Origin of the sequence: Paucibacter aquatile (assembly GCF_002885975.1) — a bacterium.
Classification (GTDB): Bacteria; Pseudomonadota; Gammaproteobacteria; order Burkholderiales; family Burkholderiaceae_C; genus Paucibacter_A; species Paucibacter_A aquatilis.
In genome coordinates this window covers 2557053-2575371 of sequence record NZ_POSP01000003.1, presented here as the reverse complement: position 1 = coordinate 2575371, position 18319 = coordinate 2557053, and the positions used below count along the sequence as shown (strand labels likewise).

General features: G+C 68.4%; 16 protein-coding genes. 4 read left to right on the top strand and 12 right to left on the bottom strand.

Annotated elements, in window-relative coordinates:
• Positions 1-65 precede the first annotated feature (65 nt).
• From C1O66_RS14245 to modB, 9 genes are all read right to left on the bottom strand, one after another.
• Complete coding sequence (locus C1O66_RS14245; protein WP_102768488.1) at positions 66-293, bottom strand: formate dehydrogenase subunit delta; 228 nt, start codon at positions 291-293, stop codon at positions 66-68.
• The gene (gene fdhD, locus C1O66_RS14240; RefSeq protein WP_102768487.1) at positions 283-1179 is read right to left on the bottom strand and encodes a formate dehydrogenase accessory sulfurtransferase FdhD; all 897 of its coding nucleotides are present in this window, start codon (positions 1177-1179) and stop codon (positions 283-285) included. Before fdhD ends, C1O66_RS14245 begins: the two co-directional genes overlap by 11 nt.
• Positions 1169-4081 carry a formate dehydrogenase subunit alpha gene (fdhF, locus tag C1O66_RS14235; protein WP_102768486.1) on the bottom strand — a complete coding sequence of 971 codons (2913 nt, stop codon included), beginning with the start codon at positions 4079-4081 and terminating at the stop codon, positions 1169-1171. The genes fdhD and fdhF overlap by 11 nt, the downstream gene beginning before the upstream one ends.
• Positions 4082-4108: 27 nt before the next feature.
• Positions 4109-5686 carry a formate dehydrogenase beta subunit gene (locus C1O66_RS14230; RefSeq protein ID WP_102768485.1) on the bottom strand — a complete coding sequence of 526 codons (1578 nt, stop codon included), beginning with the start codon at positions 5684-5686 and terminating at the stop codon, positions 4109-4111.
• Entirely contained in the window at positions 5686-6141 is a 456-nt protein-coding gene (locus C1O66_RS14225; RefSeq protein ID WP_102768484.1) for a formate dehydrogenase subunit gamma, read from the bottom strand. Before C1O66_RS14225 ends, C1O66_RS14230 begins: the two co-directional genes overlap by 1 nt.
• A 431-nt stretch (positions 6142-6572) precedes the next feature.
• The gene (locus C1O66_RS14220; protein WP_102769652.1) at positions 6573-6845 is read right to left on the bottom strand and encodes a hypothetical protein; all 273 of its coding nucleotides are present in this window, start codon (positions 6843-6845) and stop codon (positions 6573-6575) included.
• A 174-nt stretch (positions 6846-7019) separates the two neighbouring features.
• Positions 7020-7991, bottom strand: coding sequence for a LysR family transcriptional regulator (locus tag C1O66_RS14215; RefSeq protein ID WP_102768483.1), 972 nt, complete (start codon positions 7989-7991; stop codon positions 7020-7022).
• Positions 7988-8737, bottom strand: coding sequence for an ABC transporter ATP-binding protein (locus C1O66_RS14210; RefSeq protein WP_102768482.1), 750 nt, complete (start codon positions 8735-8737; stop codon positions 7988-7990). The genes C1O66_RS14215 and C1O66_RS14210 overlap by 4 nt, the downstream gene beginning before the upstream one ends.
• Entirely contained in the window at positions 8734-9405 is a 672-nt protein-coding gene (modB, locus tag C1O66_RS14205; protein WP_102768481.1) for a molybdate ABC transporter permease subunit, read from the bottom strand. Before modB ends, C1O66_RS14210 begins: the two co-directional genes overlap by 4 nt.
• A 155-nt stretch (positions 9406-9560) precedes the next feature.
• On the opposite strand from modB, the gene C1O66_RS14200 reads away from it, so the two are divergent.
• The 3 genes from C1O66_RS14200 (at position 9561) to C1O66_RS14190 (ending at position 13352) form a co-directional block, all read left to right on the top strand.
• Positions 9561-12140: a patatin-like phospholipase family protein gene (locus tag C1O66_RS14200; RefSeq protein ID WP_102768480.1), complete on the top strand. Its 2580-nt coding sequence runs from the start codon at positions 9561-9563 to the stop codon at positions 12138-12140.
• Positions 12141-12145: 5 nt separating this feature from the next.
• The gene (locus C1O66_RS14195) at positions 12146-12640 is read left to right on the top strand and encodes a GNAT family N-acetyltransferase (protein ID WP_102768479.1); all 495 of its coding nucleotides are present in this window, start codon (positions 12146-12148) and stop codon (positions 12638-12640) included.
• Between the two features lie 151 nt (positions 12641-12791).
• Complete coding sequence (locus C1O66_RS14190; protein ID WP_102768478.1) at positions 12792-13352, top strand: AsnC family protein; 561 nt, start codon at positions 12792-12794, stop codon at positions 13350-13352.
• On the opposite strand, the gene C1O66_RS14185 is transcribed toward C1O66_RS14190, so the two are convergent.
• Positions 13339-13743 carry a nuclear transport factor 2 family protein gene (locus tag C1O66_RS14185; protein ID WP_165794610.1) on the bottom strand — a complete coding sequence of 135 codons (405 nt, stop codon included), beginning with the start codon at positions 13741-13743 and terminating at the stop codon, positions 13339-13341. The two genes, C1O66_RS14190 and C1O66_RS14185, sit on opposite strands and share 14 nt — an antisense overlap.
• 169 nt (positions 13744-13912) lie before the next feature.
• Between C1O66_RS14185 and C1O66_RS14180 the strand changes: the two genes are divergently transcribed.
• On the top strand, positions 13913-14851 hold the full coding sequence (locus C1O66_RS14180; protein WP_102768476.1) for a sensor domain-containing diguanylate cyclase: 939 nt from the start codon (positions 13913-13915) through the stop codon (positions 14849-14851).
• Between the two features lie 16 nt (positions 14852-14867).
• On the opposite strand, the gene C1O66_RS14175 is transcribed toward C1O66_RS14180, so the two are convergent.
• Positions 14868-15275 carry a hypothetical protein gene (locus C1O66_RS14175; RefSeq protein ID WP_102768475.1) on the bottom strand — a complete coding sequence of 136 codons (408 nt, stop codon included), beginning with the start codon at positions 15273-15275 and terminating at the stop codon, positions 14868-14870.
• Positions 15276-15300: 25 nt separating this feature from the next.
• Positions 15301-18147: a DUF3857 domain-containing protein gene (locus C1O66_RS14170; RefSeq protein ID WP_102768474.1), complete on the bottom strand. Its 2847-nt coding sequence runs from the start codon at positions 18145-18147 to the stop codon at positions 15301-15303.
• Positions 18148-18319 lie beyond the last annotated feature (172 nt).

The following is an 18319-nucleotide window of genomic DNA, read 5'->3' as shown; positions in this document are numbered from 1 at the left end:
TCAAGAACATGGCGCCGGTGATTCAAGAACGTTGCAAATGAAAGCCGGTTGACCGTGCCTCTCAATCAGGCCAAGCTCGCCCGGCGCAGCTCAATCGCCTCTCTGACGATCGGCAGCAGTTCGCTGGCTGCCCCCGCGTCCTCCATCGCCGCCAGCAGCTCCCGCCGCATGCGCGGCTCCCAGAACTTTTGAATGTGGGTGGCGATGCCGTCCAGGGCTTCGGCGTGGTCGGGCATGGCCTGGAAGAAGGTGCCGATCTGGTTGGCCATGCGGACGAGTTTTTCAATGTCCATGGGAGGGCTTGGGCTGGGGTTCGGGGTCGTGGAGGTCGAGCCGCTCGGGGTGGCAGTAGACGACCAGGTCCTGGCGGCGGGCGAAGCCGACCAGGGTCATATTGGCGCGCGCGGCCGTGGCCACGGCGAAGGAGGTGGGGGCGGACACGGCCGCGAGCAGGGGCACACCGGCGCTGGCGGTCTTCTGCACCATCTCGAAGCTGGCGCGGCTGGTGACGGCGATGAAGCCTTCACCGGCCTTGACCTCATGCCGAGCCAGGGCGCCGATCAGCTTGTCCAGGGCGTTATGGCGGCCGACGTCTTCGCGCAGCCATTTCACCTCGCCCTCGGCCGAACACCAGGCAGCCGCGTGGACGGCGCCGGTGGCCTGTTGCAGGGTCTGGTGCTCGACGAACTGGCCCATGGCCCGGGCTATCGCCGCGCGGCTGAACAGCCGGCCCTGGCCCGGCGTGGCCAGCTCCGGCAGATGGCGCGCCACCTGGGCCAGGCTCTCGGTGCCGCAGAGCCCGCAGCCGGTGCGGCCGGTCATGGAGCGGCGGCGGTCTTTCAATCGGGCGAAGGCCTCGCCGGCGATGCGCAGGTGCAAGGTGATGCCTTGCTCGCTGCTTTCTTCCTCGACGCTGAACAGCTCATGCGGAGCACTGAGGATGCCTTCGCTGAGCGAAAAGCCGAGCGCGAACTCTTCCAGGTCCAGCGGCGTGGCCAGCATCACCGCATGCGAGATGCCGTTGTACTCCAGGGCCACCGGCACTTCTTCGGCCACCCAGTCGTCCACCGCGAAGGCTGCGCCCGCGCGCACGCCCTGCACGGGCAGCGCGCGGGCGCCTTCGCAGAAGCTGGGGCGCGAGGCCGGCTCGGCGCCGGCCTTGGGGGCCTCACTTGCCATGGGCGCCCTCGGGCTGGCGGGCCTGTTGCAGCGCGTCTTGCTGGGCCTGGTTGAAGCGGCTGTACTCGCGCTGCCAGTCGGACGGCTGCTGCACCGGCATCACCTGCACGGCGGTCACCTTGTACTCGGGGCAGTTGGTGGCCCAGTCGGAGTTGTCGGTGGTGATGACGTTGGCGCCCGACTCGGGGAAGTGGAAGGTGGTGTAGACCACGCCCGGCTGCACCCGCTCGGTGACGGTGGCGCGCAGCACGGTGTCGCCGGCGCGGCTGGCGATGCCCACCCAGTCATCGTCCTTGATGCCGCGCTCTTCGGCGTCGTGCGGGTGGATCTCCAGGCGGTCCTCGCTGTGCCACTGGTTGTTGGGCGTGCGCCGGGTCTGCGCGCCCACGTTGTACTGGCTCAGGATGCGGCCGGTGGTCAGCAGCAGCGGGAACTTGCGCGTCACTTTCTCATCGGTGGGCACGTACTGGGTGATGATGAAGCGGCCCTTGCCGCGCACGAACTTGTCCACATGCATGATGGGCGTGCCGGCCTCTTCGGTGTGCTCGTTGCACGGCCATTGCACGCTGCCCAGGCGTTCGATCTTCTCGTAGCTGACACCGGCGAAGGTCGGGGTCAGCGCGGCGATCTCGGCCATGATCTCCTCGGGATTCTTGTAATCCATCGGGTAGCCCAGGGCCTGGGCCAGCTTCTGCGTCACCTCCCAATCGGCATAGCCGGCCAGCGGCGGCATGACCTTGCGCACGCGGCTGATGCGGCGCTCGGCATTGGTGAAGGTGCCGTCCTTTTCCAGGAAGCTCGATCCGGGCAGGAAGACATGGGCGTACTTGGCGGTTTCGTTCAGGAAGATGTCCTGCACCACCACGCATTCCATGGCCATCATGGCCGCGGCCACGTGTTTGGTATTGGGGTCGGACTGCACGATGTCCTCGCCCTCGCAGTACAAGGCCTTGAAGCTGCCCGAGAGTGCCGCGTCGAACATATTCGGGATGCGCAGGCCCGGCTCGGGGTTCAGCGTCACGCCCCAGGCCGCCTCGAATTGGCCTCGCACGGTGCTGTCGCTGATGTGGCGGTAGCCCGGCAGCTCATGCGGGAAGCTGCCCATATCACAAGAGCCCTGCACATTGTTCTGGCCACGCAAGGGGTTCACGCCCACGCCTTCGCGGCCGACATTGCCGGTGGCCATGGCCAGGTTGGCAATGCCCATCACCATGGTCGAACCCTGGCTGTGCTCGGTCACGCCCAGGCCGTAGTAGATGGCGGCATTCGGCCGCCGCGTGACGGCGGCCGTTCCATCGCTCGCACCCGTGGCATACAGGCGTGCCGCGCCGCGCAGCTCGGCCGCCGGCACGCCGCTCGCAGCCTCCAGCGCCTCGGGCGAGTTCTCGGGCCGGGCCACGAACTCGCGCCACTGATTGAAGCTCTTGGGGTCGCAACGCTCGGCCACATAGGCTTCATTCACCAGCCCTTCGGTGACGATGACATGGGCCAGGGCGGTGATCACCGCCACATTGGTGCCGGGCTTGAGCTGCAGATGGTGGGCCGCCTGGATGTGGGGCGACTTGACCAGGTCGATGCGGCGCGGGTCCACGACGATGAGCTTGGCACCCTCCCGCAGGCGGCGCTTCATGCGCGAGGCGAACACCGGGTGCGCCTCGCTGGGGTTGGCGCCGATGACCATGATCACATCGGCCTTCTCCACCGACTTGAAGGTCTGCGTGCCGGCCGAGGTGCCCAGGGTTTGGCCCAGGCCGTAGCCGGTGGGCGAGTGGCAGACACGGGCGCAGGTGTCGACATTGTTGTTGCCGAAAGCCGCGCGGATCAGCTTCTGAACCAGGTAGGTTTCCTCGTTGGTGCAGCGCGAGGAGGTGATGCCGCCGATGGAATCCTTGCCATGCTTGGCCTGGATGCGGCGGAACTCGCTGGCCGCGTGGTTCAGCGCCACCTCCCAGCTGACCTCTTGCCAGGGGTCCTGGATGCTGGCGCGAATCATGGGCTTGGTGATGCGGTCCTGGTGGGTGGCATAGCCCCAGGCAAAGCGGCCCTTGACGCAGCTGTGGCCCTCGTTGGCCTTGCCGTCCTTCCAGGGCACCATGCGCACGACTTGCGTGCCCTTCATCTCGGCCTTGAAGCCGCAGCCCACGCCGCAGTAGGCGCAGGTGGTGATGACGCTGTGCTCGGGCTGGCCCAGCCAGATGACGGACTTTTCCTGCAGCGTGGCCGTGGGGCAGGCTTCGACGCAGGCGCCGCAGCTCACGCATTCCGATTCCATGAAGGGCTGGTCCTGCCCCGGCGACACGCGCGACTCAAAGCCGCGGCCCGAGATCGTCAGCGCAAAGGTGCCCTGCGTCTCTTCGCAGGCGCGCACGCAGCGGTTGCAGACGATGCACTTGCTCGGGTCGTAGGTGAAATAGGGGTTGGACTCGTCTTTCTTCGAGTCGCAATGGTGGGCGCCTGCCGCGGCCCCAACGCCATAGCGCACATTGCGCAGCCCCGTCACGCCGGCCATGTCCTGCAGCTCGCAATTGCCATTGGCCGAGCAGGTCAGGCAGTCCAGCGGGTGGTCGGAGATGTAGAGCTCCATCACGCCCTTGCGCAGGTCCTGCAGCTTAGGGCTCTGCGTCTTGACCTTCATGCCGGCCTCGGCCGGCGTGGTGCAGCTGGCGGGATAACCCTTGCGGCCCTCCACCTCCACCAGGCAGAGCCGGCAGGAGCCAAAAGGCTCCAGGCTGTCGGTGGCGCAGAGCTTGGGCACCTTGATGCCGGCGTCCACGGCGGCGCGCATCAGCGAGGTGCCCTTGGGCACGGTGACCGGGAAGCCGTCGATTTCCAGCGTCACTTCTTCGGTCGATTCCCGGCGCGGGGTGCCGTGGTCGATGTCTTGCTTGAGATGATCCAACATGGTGATCTGCTCCTGAGCGGGCCGTGTTCAGGCCGCGGCCTGGTCGGGCGCGGCAAGACCGAAGTCCTGCGGGTAGTGGTTCAGCGCCGAGAGCACCGGGAACGGCGTCATGCCGCCCATGGCGCAGAGCGAACCGTGGGTCATGGTGTCGCAGAGGTCGCGCAACAGGATCACCTGCTCGGCGCGGTTCTGGTCGTTGTTTCGGTTGAAGCGGATGCGGTCGATCACTTCCACGCCGCGGGTCGAGCCGATGCGGCAAGGCGTGCACTTGCCGCAGGACTCGATGGCGCAGAACTCCATGGCGTAGCGGGCCAGCTGGGACAGGTCGGCCGTGTCGTCATGCACGACGATGCCGCCGTGGCCGACCACGGCGCCCATGGCCGCGTAGGCCTCGTAGTCCAGCGGCACATCCCATTGCGACTCCGGCACGTAAGCGCCCAGCGGGCCGCCGACCTGCACCGCCTTGATCGGCCGGCCGCTGGCCGTGCCGCCGCCGAAGCCGTAGAGCAACTCGCGCAGCGTCAGGCCAAAGGCCTTCTCGACCAGGCCGCCATGCTTGATATTGCCGGCCAGCTGGAAGGGCAGGGTGCCGTGCGAGCGGCCCACACCAAAGTCGCGGTAGGCTTGAGCGCCGCGCGCCAGGATGATGGGCGCGCTGGCAAAGGTGATGACGTTGTTGATGACCGTCGGCTGGCCGAACAGGCCCGAGAGCGCCGGCAGCGGCGGCTTGGCGCGCACCACGCCGCGCTTGCCTTCGATGCTCTCCAGCATGGCGGTTTCTTCGCCGCAGACATAACTGCCCGCCGCCTTGCGCACTTCCAGATGGAAGGCCCGGCCGCTGCCGCAGACGCTGTCGCCGAGGAAGCCGGCGGCCGTGGCGCGGGCAATCGCCTCCTTCATCGTCGCGATGGCATGCGGGTACTCGGAGCGGATGTAGATGTAGCCGCGGGTGGCACCCACCGCCAGCGCGGCGATGGTCATGCCCTCGATCAGCATGAAGGGATCGCCCTCCATGGTCATGCGGTCGGAGTAAGTGCCCGAGTCGCCTTCGTCGGCGTTGCAGACCACATACTTTTGTGCCGATTGCGCCTCTCTGACGGTCTTCCACTTGATGCCCGCCGGGAAGGCCGCGCCGCCGCGGCCGCGCAGGCCCGAGTGCAGCATCTCCTGAATGATGGCGCTGCCGTCCAGGCTGAGCGCGCGGCGCAGGCCGGCCCAGCCCTCGTGGGCTTCGTAGTCGGCCAGCGAGAGCGGGTCGATGACGCCGACGCGGCGGAAGGTCAATCGCTCCTGCAGGGCCAGGAAGGGGATCTGCTCGGTCACGCCCTGGCGCAGCGGGTGCTCGCCGCCCTGCAGCAGGCCGGCATCGAGCAGGCCTGGCACATCGGCGGCCTCGACCGGGCCGTAGGCGATGCGGCCTTGCGGCGTCTGCACCTCAACCAGGGTCTCCAGCCAGAACAGGCCGCGCGAGCCATTGCGCACCAGCTCGACCTTCAGGCCACGGCATTGGCACTCGTGTCGCAGGGCTTCGGCCACCTCGTCGGCGCCCACGGCCAGTGCGGCGGAATCGCGCGGCACGAATACTTTCACGATGGCGCTCGTCATCACAGACCCTCCTTGGCCAGCAGGGCGTCCAGCTTGGCCGGCGTCATGCGGGCGTGCAGGCGTTCGTTGATCTGCAGGGCTGGGGCCGAGGCGCACAGGCCCAGGCAGTAGACCGGCTCCAGCGTCACCGCGCCGTCGGCCCGTGTGTGGTGCGAGGCGCAGCCCAGGCGCGCTTCGGCATGGGCCAGCAGCGCTTCGGCGCCGCGGGCCTGGCATGCTTCAGCGCGGCAGACCTGCAGCACCTGCTTGCCCGGCGCTGAGCTGCGAAAGAAATGGTAGTAACTGATCACCCCATGGACCTCGGCCCGGGACAGGCTCAGGTGCTCGGCAATCAGGGGCACGGCGGCCGGCGGCACATGGCCCAGGGCCTCCTGCACGGCATGCAGCAGGGGCAGCAGGGCGCCGTCTCGGGGCGGGTGTGCGGCCAGCAGTTCGGACAGGGAGAGATCGTTCATGGCTAGGGGCTGTTCAGACAGAGGCGCATGGCTGTGTGGCAGCCATGGCTGCGGGCGTTGCGAGGGTCGCTCAGACGGTTCAGATTGTCCAATTCAATCCGGAAATGGGGCGATCAATTTGGGGAATCAGGGCTGAGCGGTCTGTGCCTGCCTCCGAGCCGCCAGACTGCCGCTACCCCGGCTTGGCAAGCGCTCCGGAGTGCCATTTCCGCCGAGAAGACCGCGCGTCTGCTCAGGTGGCGGGTTCGAACAGCAGCCCACGGGTGCTCGAACTGAACTGCACAGCCAAGCCGACCTCAGGCTGTGATGAGAAGAAGCCCATGGCGGCGGAGTTGATGCAGTGCCAGGCTTCCGCATCGCCTGGGCTGCGCAACTCCAGTCCCAGCGAACGGCGGAACCACATCGTTCTGAACTGGCGCTGCGGCCAGCATTCAGGAGAAAAGGCCAACTGCGAGTTCAGCCCACACCACGGCGAGGCCGAAGGCAAGGGCAAGCACGAGGGCGAGCCGACGACCCACACCCGAGACCTGTCTCAGCCCCAAGACTGCGATGGAGCCGGAAGCAAACAGAAGAACTGCGGCAGCGAGGAAATCACCGGGGCCCCACGAAACCTCTGAGCTGATTTGCATCGCGACAGCTGGCACGAGAAGCAATAGTGCAGTTCCAAGCGCGACGCCGAGAAGTGAATTCTTCAAAGTTGCCATGGACATCGCCTTTCCTGAGCAGTCAGCACGCACCGCGCCAAGTGTAGAGGGCCGCTCCTGCTTGGTGTGTGCGGTGCCCGGGTGTCGCCTTCGCTGTTGCATGCACTCCTGGTTTCACGCTTGCGGGCTTCACAAGGCCATTCAACCGTTGGAAGTCGACAAGCGCTAGCGCTTTCAGCGCCCCTGCAACAAACCGCTGTGCTGCGCCGCCTCTGCCAACCATGCCGGGTCTTCCGCCAGCGCCAAGGCCGCTTCCAGTGTGCGTGAGGGGCGGCTGCCCTGATGCAGCATCAGGGCGATGGGCACGCCAACCAGAGGGGCCATCAGGGGGCGCGCCTGCAGGCCGCATGTAGATGGACCGTAGGCCTGGAGTTCGCCGAGCAGGGCGCCGGGCAGCACGCTGCTGACCTGGCCGGCCAGCACACAGCTGACCAGCGCAGCGGTGGAATTGGATTCGATCGCCGCCTGCACCTTGGGGACGCCGGCGTCGGCAAAGGCGCGGTCGATGATGCGGCGGTTGTGCATTTCGGCGCTGAGCAGGCACAGGGGCAGTGCGGCGGCGGCCTGCCAGCCCAGCTCTGCGCCGATGGACAGGCCGATCCCGCTGCGGCCCGGAGTTTCGGCATGCCGCTGCAGCAGGAAGTAATGTTCGATGTACTGAGGCAGCAGGCGCAGCTGGGCGCGGCTGCGCTCCAGGCGCTCGCTATAGCCCAGAGCCAGGTCGAGCGCCAGGCTTTCCAGCCCCGCCTCCAGCTCGACCGAGCTCATCGAGCGCAGCGTCGGCCGTATGCCCGGATGCAGGGCCTGCAGGCGCGCCACAAAGCGGGCCGCGATGGGCATGGCCGTGGGCACCGAGCCGATCAGCAGGTTCCCGCAGGGCGAGCCGCTGCGGCTGTCCAGCTCTTGCTGCAGCAGCTCCTGCTCGTGCAGCATGCGGCGCGCGCTGGCCAGCACGCGCTCGCCCTCTTCGGTGAAGCCGGCGAAGCTGCGGCCGCGTTTGACGATGGCCGTGCCATAGCTCTCCTCCAGCGCCCGCAAGGCGTTGGAGAGCGCCGGTTGGGTGACATGGCAGGCCAGCGCGGCCCGGCCGAAATGTTTGTGGTCATCGAGCGCGACCAGGTATTTGAGCGAGACGAAGAGGTTCACGCGGCCAGCCCTTGTTCGAACTCGCTGTCGATCTCGGCCTCGCCGCCCACCAGGCGGCCGGCGCGCAGCTGCAGGGCCAGGCCGCCGAAGAAGGCCAGGTCCTCGGGGTCGTGGGTGATCATCAGCATGGGGATCTGCAGGCGCTGCAGCAGGGCGGCCAGCTCCTCGCGCAGGCGGCCGCGCAGGGCCGGGTCCAGGGCCGAGAAGGGCTCGTCCAGCAGCAGGGCGCGCGGCGCCCCCACCAGGGCGCGGGCGAGAGCCGTGCGCTGGCGTTGCCCGCCGGAGAGTTGCTCGGGCCGCTGGCCGGCCACGGCGTCCAGCTCGAAGGCCTGCAGCCAATGCTCGACGCGTGGGTCGCGCCAGCGCCTGCTGGGGTTGAGCCAGCCGCGGCGCAGGCCAAAAGCCACGTTCTGCCGCACATCGAGGTGCGGGAACAGGGCGTAGTCCTGGAACAGATAGCCAAAGCCGCGCTGCGCCGCCGGCACATCGATTCCACGCACGCTGTCGAGCAAGACCTGACCCTGGCAGCTGATGCGGCCCTGGTCGGGGCGGTTCAGGCCGGCGATGGCTTGCAGCGTGAGGCTCTTGCCGGCGCCCGAGGGGCCGTAGAGCACTGTGTGCATGGCCTCGCTGCGAAAGCGCAGGTTCAGGCTGAAGCGGCTGCCCGAGCGCTCGCGGCTGCGCAGGGTTTGCTGGATCTGCACATCGAAGCAGGCGCTCGGTGTGTTGCTGACTGTCGTGCTCATGCCGCGCTCCGCGAGGGTTGCAGCCGGCCGGCGGCCAGCAGCACGGCCACACAGGTCAGCGAGGTCAGGCCGACCAGCAGGCTGGCGCTGCCGTCCTGGCCCGCCTGCACCGCCTCGAAGATGGCGATGGACAGGGTTTGCGTCTGCCCCGGGATGCTGCCTGCCACCATCAGCGTGGCGCCAAACTCGCCGAGCGCGCGCGCAAACGCCAGCAGCAGCCCGGCCAGCACCCCGCGCCAGGCCAGCGGCAGGCTGACGCGGAAAAACAGCGCCCAGGGCCCCAGGCCCAGCACGCGCCCGGCCTGCTCCAGCTGGCGGTCCACGCCCTCGAAACCGGCCCGGGCCGATTTCATCACCAGCGGAAACGACACCAGGGCTGCGGCGATCACCGCACCCTGCCAGGTGAAGATCAGCTGGATGCCGAGATGGGTGTCCAGCCACTGGCCGATCGGCCCGCGCCGACCCAGCAGCACCAGCAGGTAGTAGCCCAGCACCGTGGGCGGCAGCACCATGGGCAGGGTCAGCAAGGCATCGAGCAGCTCGCGCCCCGGAAAGCGGCGCCAGCGCGCCAGGCCATAGCCGGCCGCCGTGCCCAGCACCAGATTCACGGCCGTGGCCCAGCCGGCCACTTTGAGTGACAGGGCCAGGGCGATCCAGGCGGCATCCATGGGCAGGGGCGGGGAGGGCGAATCCGGGAGAAAGTGGCGGCGGGGTGCGGCGCAATATAGCGCAGGCCTCGTCCGCGCTGAGCCTGTGGCCTCGTTCAAACGCCTCTGGCCTTACAGTCGCGGCCCGAGGAGTCGATGCATGAGCCCCACACATCATGACTGAGCTGTCTTCTTCGTCAGATCACCCACCGCGCCACAAGCTGGGCCTGGCCCTGGCCGGCGGGGGCTTCCGTGCCTCGCTGTTTCATGTCGGCGTCTTGCGCCGCCTGGCGGAGCTGGACCTTTTGCGTTATGTCGAGGTGCTGTCCACCGTGTCCGGCGGCTCGGTGGTGGGGGCGCTGTACCTCATGCATCTGAAGGCGGAGCTGGAGCAGCCGATGCTGGCGCAGCTGCCGCCGCGTTTGGGCGGGCTCAGCCGCTATGCCTATCTGCAACTGGTGCGGCGTGTGGAGCAGGACATGCGCCGTGCCGCCCAGCTCAATCTGCGCACCCGCTTGCTGATGCATCCCTGGACCTTGTTCAAGGTGTGCCTGGGGCCCGACTCTCTGGCCACGGCGATGGCCAAGCTGTACGACGAGCATTTGCTGAATGGGGTGGCGCAGCGCCTGCGCAGCACAACGGGGCAGGCCAAGTCAGATCGTCTGCCTTTGTTGGCTTTGCGCCTGCGGGCGGACGCATCGTCCCGCGCCGGCGGATCGGAGAACTACAACCACCAGGCCTTGTGGGAGGGCTCTGCCGACGCCAAGCCGGGCTCGGCCCTGACCCGCTGGATCATCAACGCCACCTCGCTCAACTCTGGCGCGCGTTTCTGGTTCTCGCACGCGGAGCTGGGCGAGTGGTACTTCGGGCATTTGCGCTACGGCGAGATCGAGAGCGAGCTTTTGCCGCGCAAGGTGCTGCTGTATCCGGAAGACACTGCCTTGAAGCCGCGCGTGACATTGAGCGCGAAGGACAAGGCATGGGCCGAGTCGGTGCTGTCGGTTTGGAGCCGAAGTGATGCTTCTGGTTTGCGCCAGCGCTGCCGGGCTCTGCAAACGTTGATGGACCAGCTGGCACCGGGTGTGACGCTGGAGACGCTGGTGCAGTGGCTCAGCGATGCCGAATCGGGCCGATTGCGTGCGCTCAAAACGCCCGCCTGGTTTCTGCTGCGAGGCCGCCGGCTCCGCCCCAATGTCACCGATGGGCTCAGCCTGAGCCAGCATGTCGCCAGCTTGCGCGAAGCGTTTTTCAGCCTGCTGCCGGACGGCCAACGAGATTCGCAGTTCAACTGGGACCAACTGCGCGCGCTCCATCCCATGCGTCTGGCGCGGGCGCAGCAGCAGGCCTGTCGACTGATCCTGGAAATCTACAACCTGCGAGCTGCCTGGATGGTGTCCCCGCAGGCCAGCCAGGAATGGCAGCGGCTGCCGCTGGCCCAGGCCGTCACGGCCTCGGCCGCCTTTCCGCCGGTGTTCCCGCCCTATTTGCTGTCGGACTTCTACGACGACCGCCGCGTGCGCACCCTGGGCCTGACCGATGGTGGCGTTTTCGACAATATGGGCACGACGGCGCTGCTGGATGAGCAATGCAATCTCATCATCGCCAGCGATCCCGGCGGCATTTTCGAGACCGAGCAGCAAGAGGCCTCCGTCGGCCGCCTGGGCCTGAGCGCGCGGCTGACGGCCATCTTGTCCGAGCTGCCGCTCAATCTGTTCCGCCATGAGTTGCGCGAGCGCGTGCGTCTGACGGAGCGGCTTTCGGGGGAGTCTTTGGGCTCCACCGCGAAGGAGTTTCTGAGCCTGCGTGCGCTCAAGGTCTTGATCAACTTCCGCATCGATTCCGGTGTGCCTCTGTTGCGCGGGCGGCAGATGCTGGAGGAGCGGGCGCCGGGCGAGCGCTCGCCGGAGCCAGCCCTGACCCTGGCCCAGGCCGACGAGCGCGAGCGCCGCCTGCTGGCGCGCCTGCGCACCGATCTCGATGCCTTCAGCGATCTCGAAGCCGAGGCGCTGATTCGCCAGGGCTATCTGCAGGCCGAGGAGAACCTGGCGCCGCTGCGTCAGGCGGGCTCGCCGCTGGCAGATCATCTGAGCGTGCAGCCGGATGCTGCGGCGCCGTACGAGCCGCCGTTTCGTGACGAGGCGGCCATGCGTCGCCGCGAACGCTTGCTGCGCGCCGGGCAGCATCGCTTTTTGCGCCTGCTGGCGGCGTGGGGCACAGCTTGGCGGCAGGCGGCTCTGAGTTTGGCCCTGCTGGCGCTGCTGCTCAGTCTCAGCCGAGAGGGTGTGTGGGGGTGGGTGGCGGACGCTTTGCTGCCGTGGGCCCAAGAGGCTTGGCAGCAGGCTCAGCCCGGCGCGCTGCGTTGGTGCGCCGGTTGGTTGTGGGCCTGGGTCCCCTGGGCCGCGGCGGCCTTGGTCTGCGCCCTGCCCGTGCTGGTACGCTGGCGCAGCGCGGATCGTGCGCGTCGGCGTGAGTTCGGCTTGCCGCCACCGAAACCTTGGCTGTTGCAAGCTCTGTGGCGCCGCCACATGCCCACCCGCCTGCGTGTCATGGCCTACTACCGCAACACCGGGGTGTACCTCGGCATGCTGCTCTTGCTGCCCATGAACTGGGTGCCATGGGCTCTCGGCGTGACCGTGACTTTGATCGTGGTGGTTCCGCTCCTGGCATGCCTGGCCGATGCTTGCTTCAGCAAGCCCTTGCTGCGCCTTGCTCGCCGAGGCACCGGCGTGCAAGGCATCCCCGACAGTTACCCCTGAAACCGATGCCGACTCCAACACCTGAAGTCACCCTGCAGCCCGTCACCCGCGCCAACTACGAGGCCGTCTGTGACCTGCCCTTGAGCGAGGCGCAGAAGCCCATGCTGGCCAGCAACACCTGGTCCTTGCTGGAGGCGGCTTACAACCCGGGCTACCAGGTGCGGGCCATCCATGCCGGCGCCGAGCTGGTGGGCTTCATGATGTGGGTGCCGGTGACGGCGCAGCGCGCGTCCATCTGGCGCTTCATGATCGCCCTGCCGCATCAGGGCCGGGGTCTGGGCAGCCTGGCCTTGCAGGCGGCTATCCGCGAGATCGCGGCTGACCCGGTGGTGCGCGAGGTGGAGATCTGCTACCACCCCGAGAACGAGGGCTCGCGCCGGCTCTACGCCCGCCATGGCTTTGTCGAGCAGGGCCTGGACGAGGAGGGCGAGGACATGCTGGCGGTGTTGCCCTTGCCCTTGCCTTTGCCTTTGCCTCTGACTTCCCCTCTGGCGCGCTGAGCGCCACGCCGGCGCTTTCCGCTGAACGCCCGGCAGGCGCTCTCCTTTCACAGCACCGTCACAGGCGCGGCAGAGACTGGCGGCCCCGTGCTGCTGGGCACGCTTGGCGGCTGAGGCATGAAGCACAGCTGCCGCATCGAGCGCCACTGCCATGAAGTACCCCCGCAAGACCGATTCGGGCCGCGAGGCCCTGCGCCTGCGCGACCCCGCGCTGAGCGCCCGCGACCGCCAGATTCTGGTGCTGGCCAATGGTGAGCGCGCGTTTCAGGAGCTGGCCGGCATGGTCGGCCTGGGCGGCGCGGCCGCCATGGAGCGCCTGGCCGAGTTGGGTTTCTTGAGCATCGAGTGGCCCGCGGCCACGTCGCCATCCGCCGAGGTGAGCGCCGCCGAGGCAAGACCTGACCCTCAGCCCGAAGCGCCCGCGCCCGAGCGCCGCTCCTCCGCAGCCGCCAAGATGTACCTGATCGACATGCTGGCCATGATCCGCGGCCCCGAGGCCAGCACCCTGGCCGCCCTGGTGCATGGCAGCCGCAGCGAAACGGAGCTGCTCGATCGCCTGGAGCCGGTGCTCGAGCGCATCGCCCAGCTGACCCGGCCCAGCTATGCCTTGCGCATCTGCCAGCATCTGCAAACCCTGCTGCCGCAGAGCGCCCAGGCGCGCCTGGCGGCCCTCGCTCAGGGCCTGGAGCAGGAGCACCTCAGCCTGCCGTGAGGGGCGTCGCCGCCGCTGCCTCCGGCGGAAAGGCCGTGGCCTGTGAGCGCAAAGCCAGCCATTGACCTTGGTGCAGGGCGTAGAGGTCGCTGTGCCAGCAGCGCAGCTGCCGCTCCGGAAAGCTCAGCAAAGCCTCATAGCGCAGCAGCACCAGCGTGTCCGAGAGCTGCAGTTGCGGCGCTTCGATCTGCCAGGCCCGGTAGTTCAGCCGGCCCTCGGCCACGGCCCGCAGATAGCCGGCCTTGTCCATGCACCGACCGCCGGGGGTGATGAGCTGGTAGTCGGGCGCATGCAGTCGCTCGGCGGTGGCCATGTCCTTGCGCACCAGGGCCTGGGTGCGCTCGGCCTCCAGGCGCAGGATCAGGGCGGAGAGATCGGCATGGGTGTTCATGCGGCTGATTCTCCTCGCGCCGGCGTTTTCCGGGCCGAAGTGCACATGCGGCGGCAGGTCCGCGCTTGCAACGGCGGCGTTTGCGGCGATGATGGGGCCTCGTTCTGGCTTTGTCCTTTGCACTCGACCCGACCCAAGCCACCTGTCTGTCTGCCAGCCTTCCTGTCTCATGGACCCCGCCGAACTCTCCCGCGACGATGCCGAACAGGCCTTGATCGCCCAGCGCCTGCTGGCGCTGCATGAAGCCAGCCCCAAGCTGCTGGCTTTGTTCGACAACCATGATGTGCTGCGCTTTGCCAATGAGGCCTTCTGCCAGTCCTTTGATGTGCAGCCCGACGGTTGCATCACCTGGTTGGACATGATGCGCCGCAATCTGGCCAGCGGCCGTGGCAGCAAGGTCAACGCGCCCGAGCCCGAGACCTGGCTGGCCGGTGCCGCCTCGCGCCGTGGCAAGCAGCCCTTCCGCGCCTTCGAGGCCGATCTGATCGATGGCCGCTGGATCTGGATGACCGAGACCGTGGATGAGCAAGGCTGGATGCTCTGCAGCGCCAGTGACATCACCGCGCTCAAGATCGAAGGCCGCGCCCTGCGCCAGGAGCGCGACCGCGCCCTGCGCGCCGCGCAGACCGACCCCATGACCGGCATCAGCAACCGCGCCCATGTGCTGCAGCAGATGCAGGAGCAACTCAGCCGTGTGCAGATCGGCGCCGGCCAGTTGGCCGTGGCCTTGCTGGACCTCGATCACTTCAAGCGCATCAACGACACCCTGGGCCACGGCGCCGGTGACGCCGTCATCTGCGATTTCGCCCGCCAGCTGCAAGCCAGCAGCCGCCGCGTCGACGCTTGCGGCCGCATGGGTGGTGAGGAGTTCGTGCTGCTGCTGGTCGATGTCAGCGCCGAGCAGGCCCAGGCCGTGGTCGAGCGCCTGCTCGCCCGCACCCGCCAGGCCAGCCCCCTGGCGGAACAACCGAGCCTGCACTACACCGCCTCCGCCGGCCTCACCCTGGCCCGCCCCGGCGACACCATCGCCGAGCTCTGCCACCGCGCCGACGAGGCCCTGTACCAGGCCAAGGCAGCGGGGCGGGATCGGTGGCAGTGGGCGGATTGATCGGCTGCGCTTGGCCTCAGCCGATGTATTCCTGCCGCCGGAACCTCAGCGCCGACCAGTCTTCGTCGATGGCGACCTGGCGCACGGTGTCGAAGCCGGCGGCGCGCAGCAGGGTCCAGTCGCTGTCGCGGTGGAACTCGCCGCGCAGGCGTTTGGAGCTTTGCTTGGGGTAGGCGATCCAGATCAGGGCGTCGCCCTCGGCCAGGGGCAGGAGCGCGCGGCAGGCGGCGTCCAGCTCGGCCTGGGTGATGGCAAAGGCCAGGGCAAAGTGCAGCGGCGCGGGGCCATGAGCTTCGCGCTGCAGCAGCAGGGTCGGGTCTTGCGCCACCAGGGCGGCCAGCTCGGGTTCGAAGCTGGCCGGGGCGTTCAGCACGGTGAGCTGGCGCTGGGCGCCCAGATTGAGCTTCTTGAACAAGGGCGTCATGGTGGGCTCCTGCAGCCGCTGAGGGTCAACGGGCGCCGATGCGATCGAGCTCGCGCTGAGCCATGCTGTACTCGTTGAACTCGACCACGCCGGTGGCCAGGCTCTTCTTCAAGTAGTTGCGGGCCTTGGGCAGGTCCTGGTCGAGCAGGGCTTTCTGCGCGGCGTAGAAGTAGAGCTCGCAGTCGCGGCCGCGGTCGGCCTGGCCCTCGGGCTTGCCGTCGCGGGCCATGGCCAGGGCGCCGTCCAGGTCCAGGCTGCCCTGCAGCATCTGCAGCACCGGGTAGGGCCAGGCCGGCTTGTCGGCGCTGGGGCGCAGATCGCGGATGGCGGCCAGTCCGTCCTGGCCCAGCTTGCGGCTGGTCAGGTAGAGCCAGATGCTGCCGTAGCTGCGCTCGACCTCGCTGCCCGATTGCAGGATCTCCTGCAGCTCTTTCTGCGCCTCTTGCAGCTGGCCGCCGAAGTAGCGGGCATAGACCCGAGTGTAGCGCGCGCCGGTGTCATTGGGCGCCAGGGCCAGGGCGCGATCGGCGTGACTGACGGCCTGCTCGTCCTTGCGCTGCATCAGCGCGTTGACGGCCATGGCCGCGTGCACCTCGGAGGACTCGTCGTGCAGCTGGGCGGCGTCGTAGAGCGAGGTCTGGGCGCGGTCGGACTGGCCCAGGTGGTCGAGCTGGATGGCGCGCTCGACGAGCGCGGCCGCGCGCAGCTTGGGCGGCAGGCGATCGGCGGCGAGGATGCGGTCCATCATCAGCAGGCGGGCATGGGCGCTGCCCTGGTTTTCGGTCAGCACCTTGAGCGAGCCATTGCGCATGCGATCGGTCAGGGCCGTCATGTCGCGGCGCAGGCTGACCAGGTCCTCGGTGCTGAGCACGGGCACGGTGAGGGTGTTGGCCAGGCGCGGCGCCACCTTGTTGAGCTGGTCGCGGTAGTTGCTCCATTTGCCGGCGGCCACCTGCTCGGCCTGCAGGCGCAGCTCGCCCTCGATCTGCTGCATCTTGGGCTCGCCGCGGTAGCGCAGGCGCAGCTCGAAATGCTCGTTACGTTCCTCGAAACGGCTGTCGCTGGGCTGGCTGTACAGCGGCTCGGAAAACTCGTAGCGCACGGTGTGTAGGTAGCGGCCGTTCATGGCCAGGCGCATGGGCTGAGTGCGCGGGGTCTGGTCGGGCAGGCGCAGCTGGGCGATCAGGGTGGGCAGGGCGATGGGGCCGGCCAGCCAGCGTTTTTCGGGGAAGGTCCAGAAATCGCCGCTGCGGTACTTGATCTCCACGCGCAGGGCGTTACGGCCCTCGGGGTCGCTGATCTCGGGCTCGCCCTCGACCGTCAGGCCGGGGTAGAAGCGCAGGGTTTCGGCCGCCAGCAGGTTGCGGAAATCAGCCGCCGGCAGGGCGGCGCGGGCCTCGCGCATCCACTCGGCCATGTCGCCGTGGAATGTGCTGACGCTGCGCAGCGTGCCGGGCTGGTCCAGGCGCGGGAAGCTGAAGGTGTCCACGGTCTCCAGGCGCAGGGCTTCGCGCGCAGGCGGCAGGCGGCTCAGCTCGGCGTTGCTGGCCTTGGCCAGCAGGCCCACACCCAGGCCCACCGATTGGCGCTCGGCCGGCGCGCCGCGCTGCTGGCTGCGGGTGGCGTCGAGCCAGAGCGTTTGCTCGCCCAGCTGCACGGCAGCAATGGCATGGTCAAAGGCCAGGGGGCTGGGCAGGCGCTGGGCAGCATCGCTGCGCAGGCTGGCGGCCACCAGGGCGGGCGTGGCCTCGATGCCCAGCTTCTTGAGCAGGGTCACCAGCAGGGCGGCCTTGTCCTTGCAGTCGCCGAAGCGCTGGCGCAGCACCTGCTCGGTGGGGGCGGGCTGGTGCGAGTTGGCGCCGATCTCGGTGCCGAAGTAGCGGATCTCTTTTTGCACAAAGTCCAGGGCCAGGCGCAGGCGCTCTTCGGGCGTTGAGGCCTGGGCCTCGATCTCGCGGGCGCGGGCGTCCAGCGCTTCGGCCGGCAGCATGGCCTTGGCAAACAGCTGCTCGGCCCAGCCGGCCACCTCGGCCCAGTTGGCGAACTCGCTGAGCTGCACCTGATCCTTGACCATGACGCCGACCGGCACGGTCTCCTCGTAGTGGAACTGCGGCACCAGGCGGCGCTTGAACAAGGTCTCCCGCCAGGCGCCGTCGACGCGGCTGCTGACCTCGACGCTGGGCTCGGCGATGCGGTGCTGGATGTGGCGCTCGGCCGGGCTCAGCAGGCGCAGCTGTACCAGGCCCACCGGTCCGCCGCTGGAGCTGGTCCATTCCTGATCGACGAACTTGCCGCCGAACACGGGGTTGTCGCCGATCAGGGAGACGGCCCACTCCACCCGGTCGCCCACGCGCAGGTCTTCCAGCACGATGGAGGCGGTCATGCGGCCGTCGATGATCTGGCGCTCCAGCTGGGGCTCGCGGTGCAGCAGCTTGATGCGCTTGCGCTCCAGCCGGTCCAGGCGCTTGCCATCGCGCCAGACCTCGAGGCGGTGGAACTGCAGCTTCTGGAAGCTGGGGTCAAAGTCCAGCTCGATCTGCGCGCCTTTCTGCAGGCCCGAGGCCTCGTTGATCTGGCGCAGCACATGCTGGTAGCGCACCGTGCCGCTGGGCTCGATGCGGGTTTGCTTGTCGATCAGCAGCAGCTGCAGCGGCGCGCTGGGCAGGCCGGTGCTGGCCTCGGGCTGCAGCGGCAGCACCCAGGCGGGGGCGGGCGCGATGCTGAAGCCTTCGGCCTCCTTGGTGGCGGCGGCCGTGGCCGCGGGCTTCTTGGCCTTGGCCGCGGACGCCTGGGCCCAGGCGATGGAGCTGGCGCTCAGCAGGGCCAGGGCGCTCAGGCCCAGCTGGAGGCCGCGGCGGCGCGCGAACGACATGAGGGTGAAACGGGGTGTGTTGCTGTGACGCATGAATGATCGAGCCTCTCCCTGGCCTGTGCTTGGCGCCGGCGCTTGGTTGAATCTGTGCCGGCTCGCTGTACTGGATGGCGATTATGTCGGCCCCCCGCCCGCTGGCGCCGCCCGAGCTGGCGCGCGGGCTTAGGGGTTC

What these genes read in the sequence shown, in the direction of transcription:
- C1O66_RS14175 (WP_102768475.1), bottom strand. Translation starts at nt 15,275, where the DNA reads ATGACGCCCTTGTTCAAGAAGCTCAATCTGGGCGCCCAGCGCCAGCTC.
- C1O66_RS14190 (WP_102768478.1), top strand. Translation starts at nt 12,792, where the DNA reads ATGAAGTACCCCCGCAAGACCGATTCGGGCCGCGAGGCCCTGCGCCTG.
- C1O66_RS14225 (WP_102768484.1), bottom strand. Translation starts at nt 6,141, where the DNA reads ATGAACGATCTCTCCCTGTCCGAACTGCTGGCCGCACACCCGCCCCGA.
- C1O66_RS14185 (WP_165794610.1), bottom strand. Translation starts at nt 13,743, where the DNA reads ATGAACACCCATGCCGATCTCTCCGCCCTGATCCTGCGCCTGGAGGCC.
- C1O66_RS14170 (WP_102768474.1), bottom strand. Translation starts at nt 18,147, where the DNA reads ATGTCGTTCGCGCGCCGCCGCGGCCTCCAGCTGGGCCTGAGCGCCCTG.
- C1O66_RS14245 (WP_102768488.1), bottom strand. Translation starts at nt 293, where the DNA reads ATGGACATTGAAAAACTCGTCCGCATGGCCAACCAGATCGGCACCTTC.
- fdhF (WP_102768486.1), bottom strand. Translation starts at nt 4,081, where the DNA reads ATGTTGGATCATCTCAAGCAAGACATCGACCACGGCACCCCGCGCCGG.
- C1O66_RS14195 (WP_102768479.1), top strand. Translation starts at nt 12,146, where the DNA reads ATGCCGACTCCAACACCTGAAGTCACCCTGCAGCCCGTCACCCGCGCC.
- fdhD (WP_102768487.1), bottom strand. Translation starts at nt 1,179, where the DNA reads ATGGCAAGTGAGGCCCCCAAGGCCGGCGCCGAGCCGGCCTCGCGCCCC.
- C1O66_RS14210 (WP_102768482.1), bottom strand. Translation starts at nt 8,737, where the DNA reads ATGAGCACGACAGTCAGCAACACACCGAGCGCCTGCTTCGATGTGCAG.
- C1O66_RS14220 (WP_102769652.1), bottom strand. Translation starts at nt 6,845, where the DNA reads ATGGCAACTTTGAAGAATTCACTTCTCGGCGTCGCGCTTGGAACTGCA.
- modB (WP_102768481.1), bottom strand. Translation starts at nt 9,405, where the DNA reads ATGGATGCCGCCTGGATCGCCCTGGCCCTGTCACTCAAAGTGGCCGGC.
- C1O66_RS14200 (WP_102768480.1), top strand. Translation starts at nt 9,561, where the DNA reads ATGACTGAGCTGTCTTCTTCGTCAGATCACCCACCGCGCCACAAGCTG.
- C1O66_RS14230 (WP_102768485.1), bottom strand. Translation starts at nt 5,686, where the DNA reads ATGACGAGCGCCATCGTGAAAGTATTCGTGCCGCGCGATTCCGCCGCA.
- C1O66_RS14180 (WP_102768476.1), top strand. Translation starts at nt 13,913, where the DNA reads ATGGACCCCGCCGAACTCTCCCGCGACGATGCCGAACAGGCCTTGATC.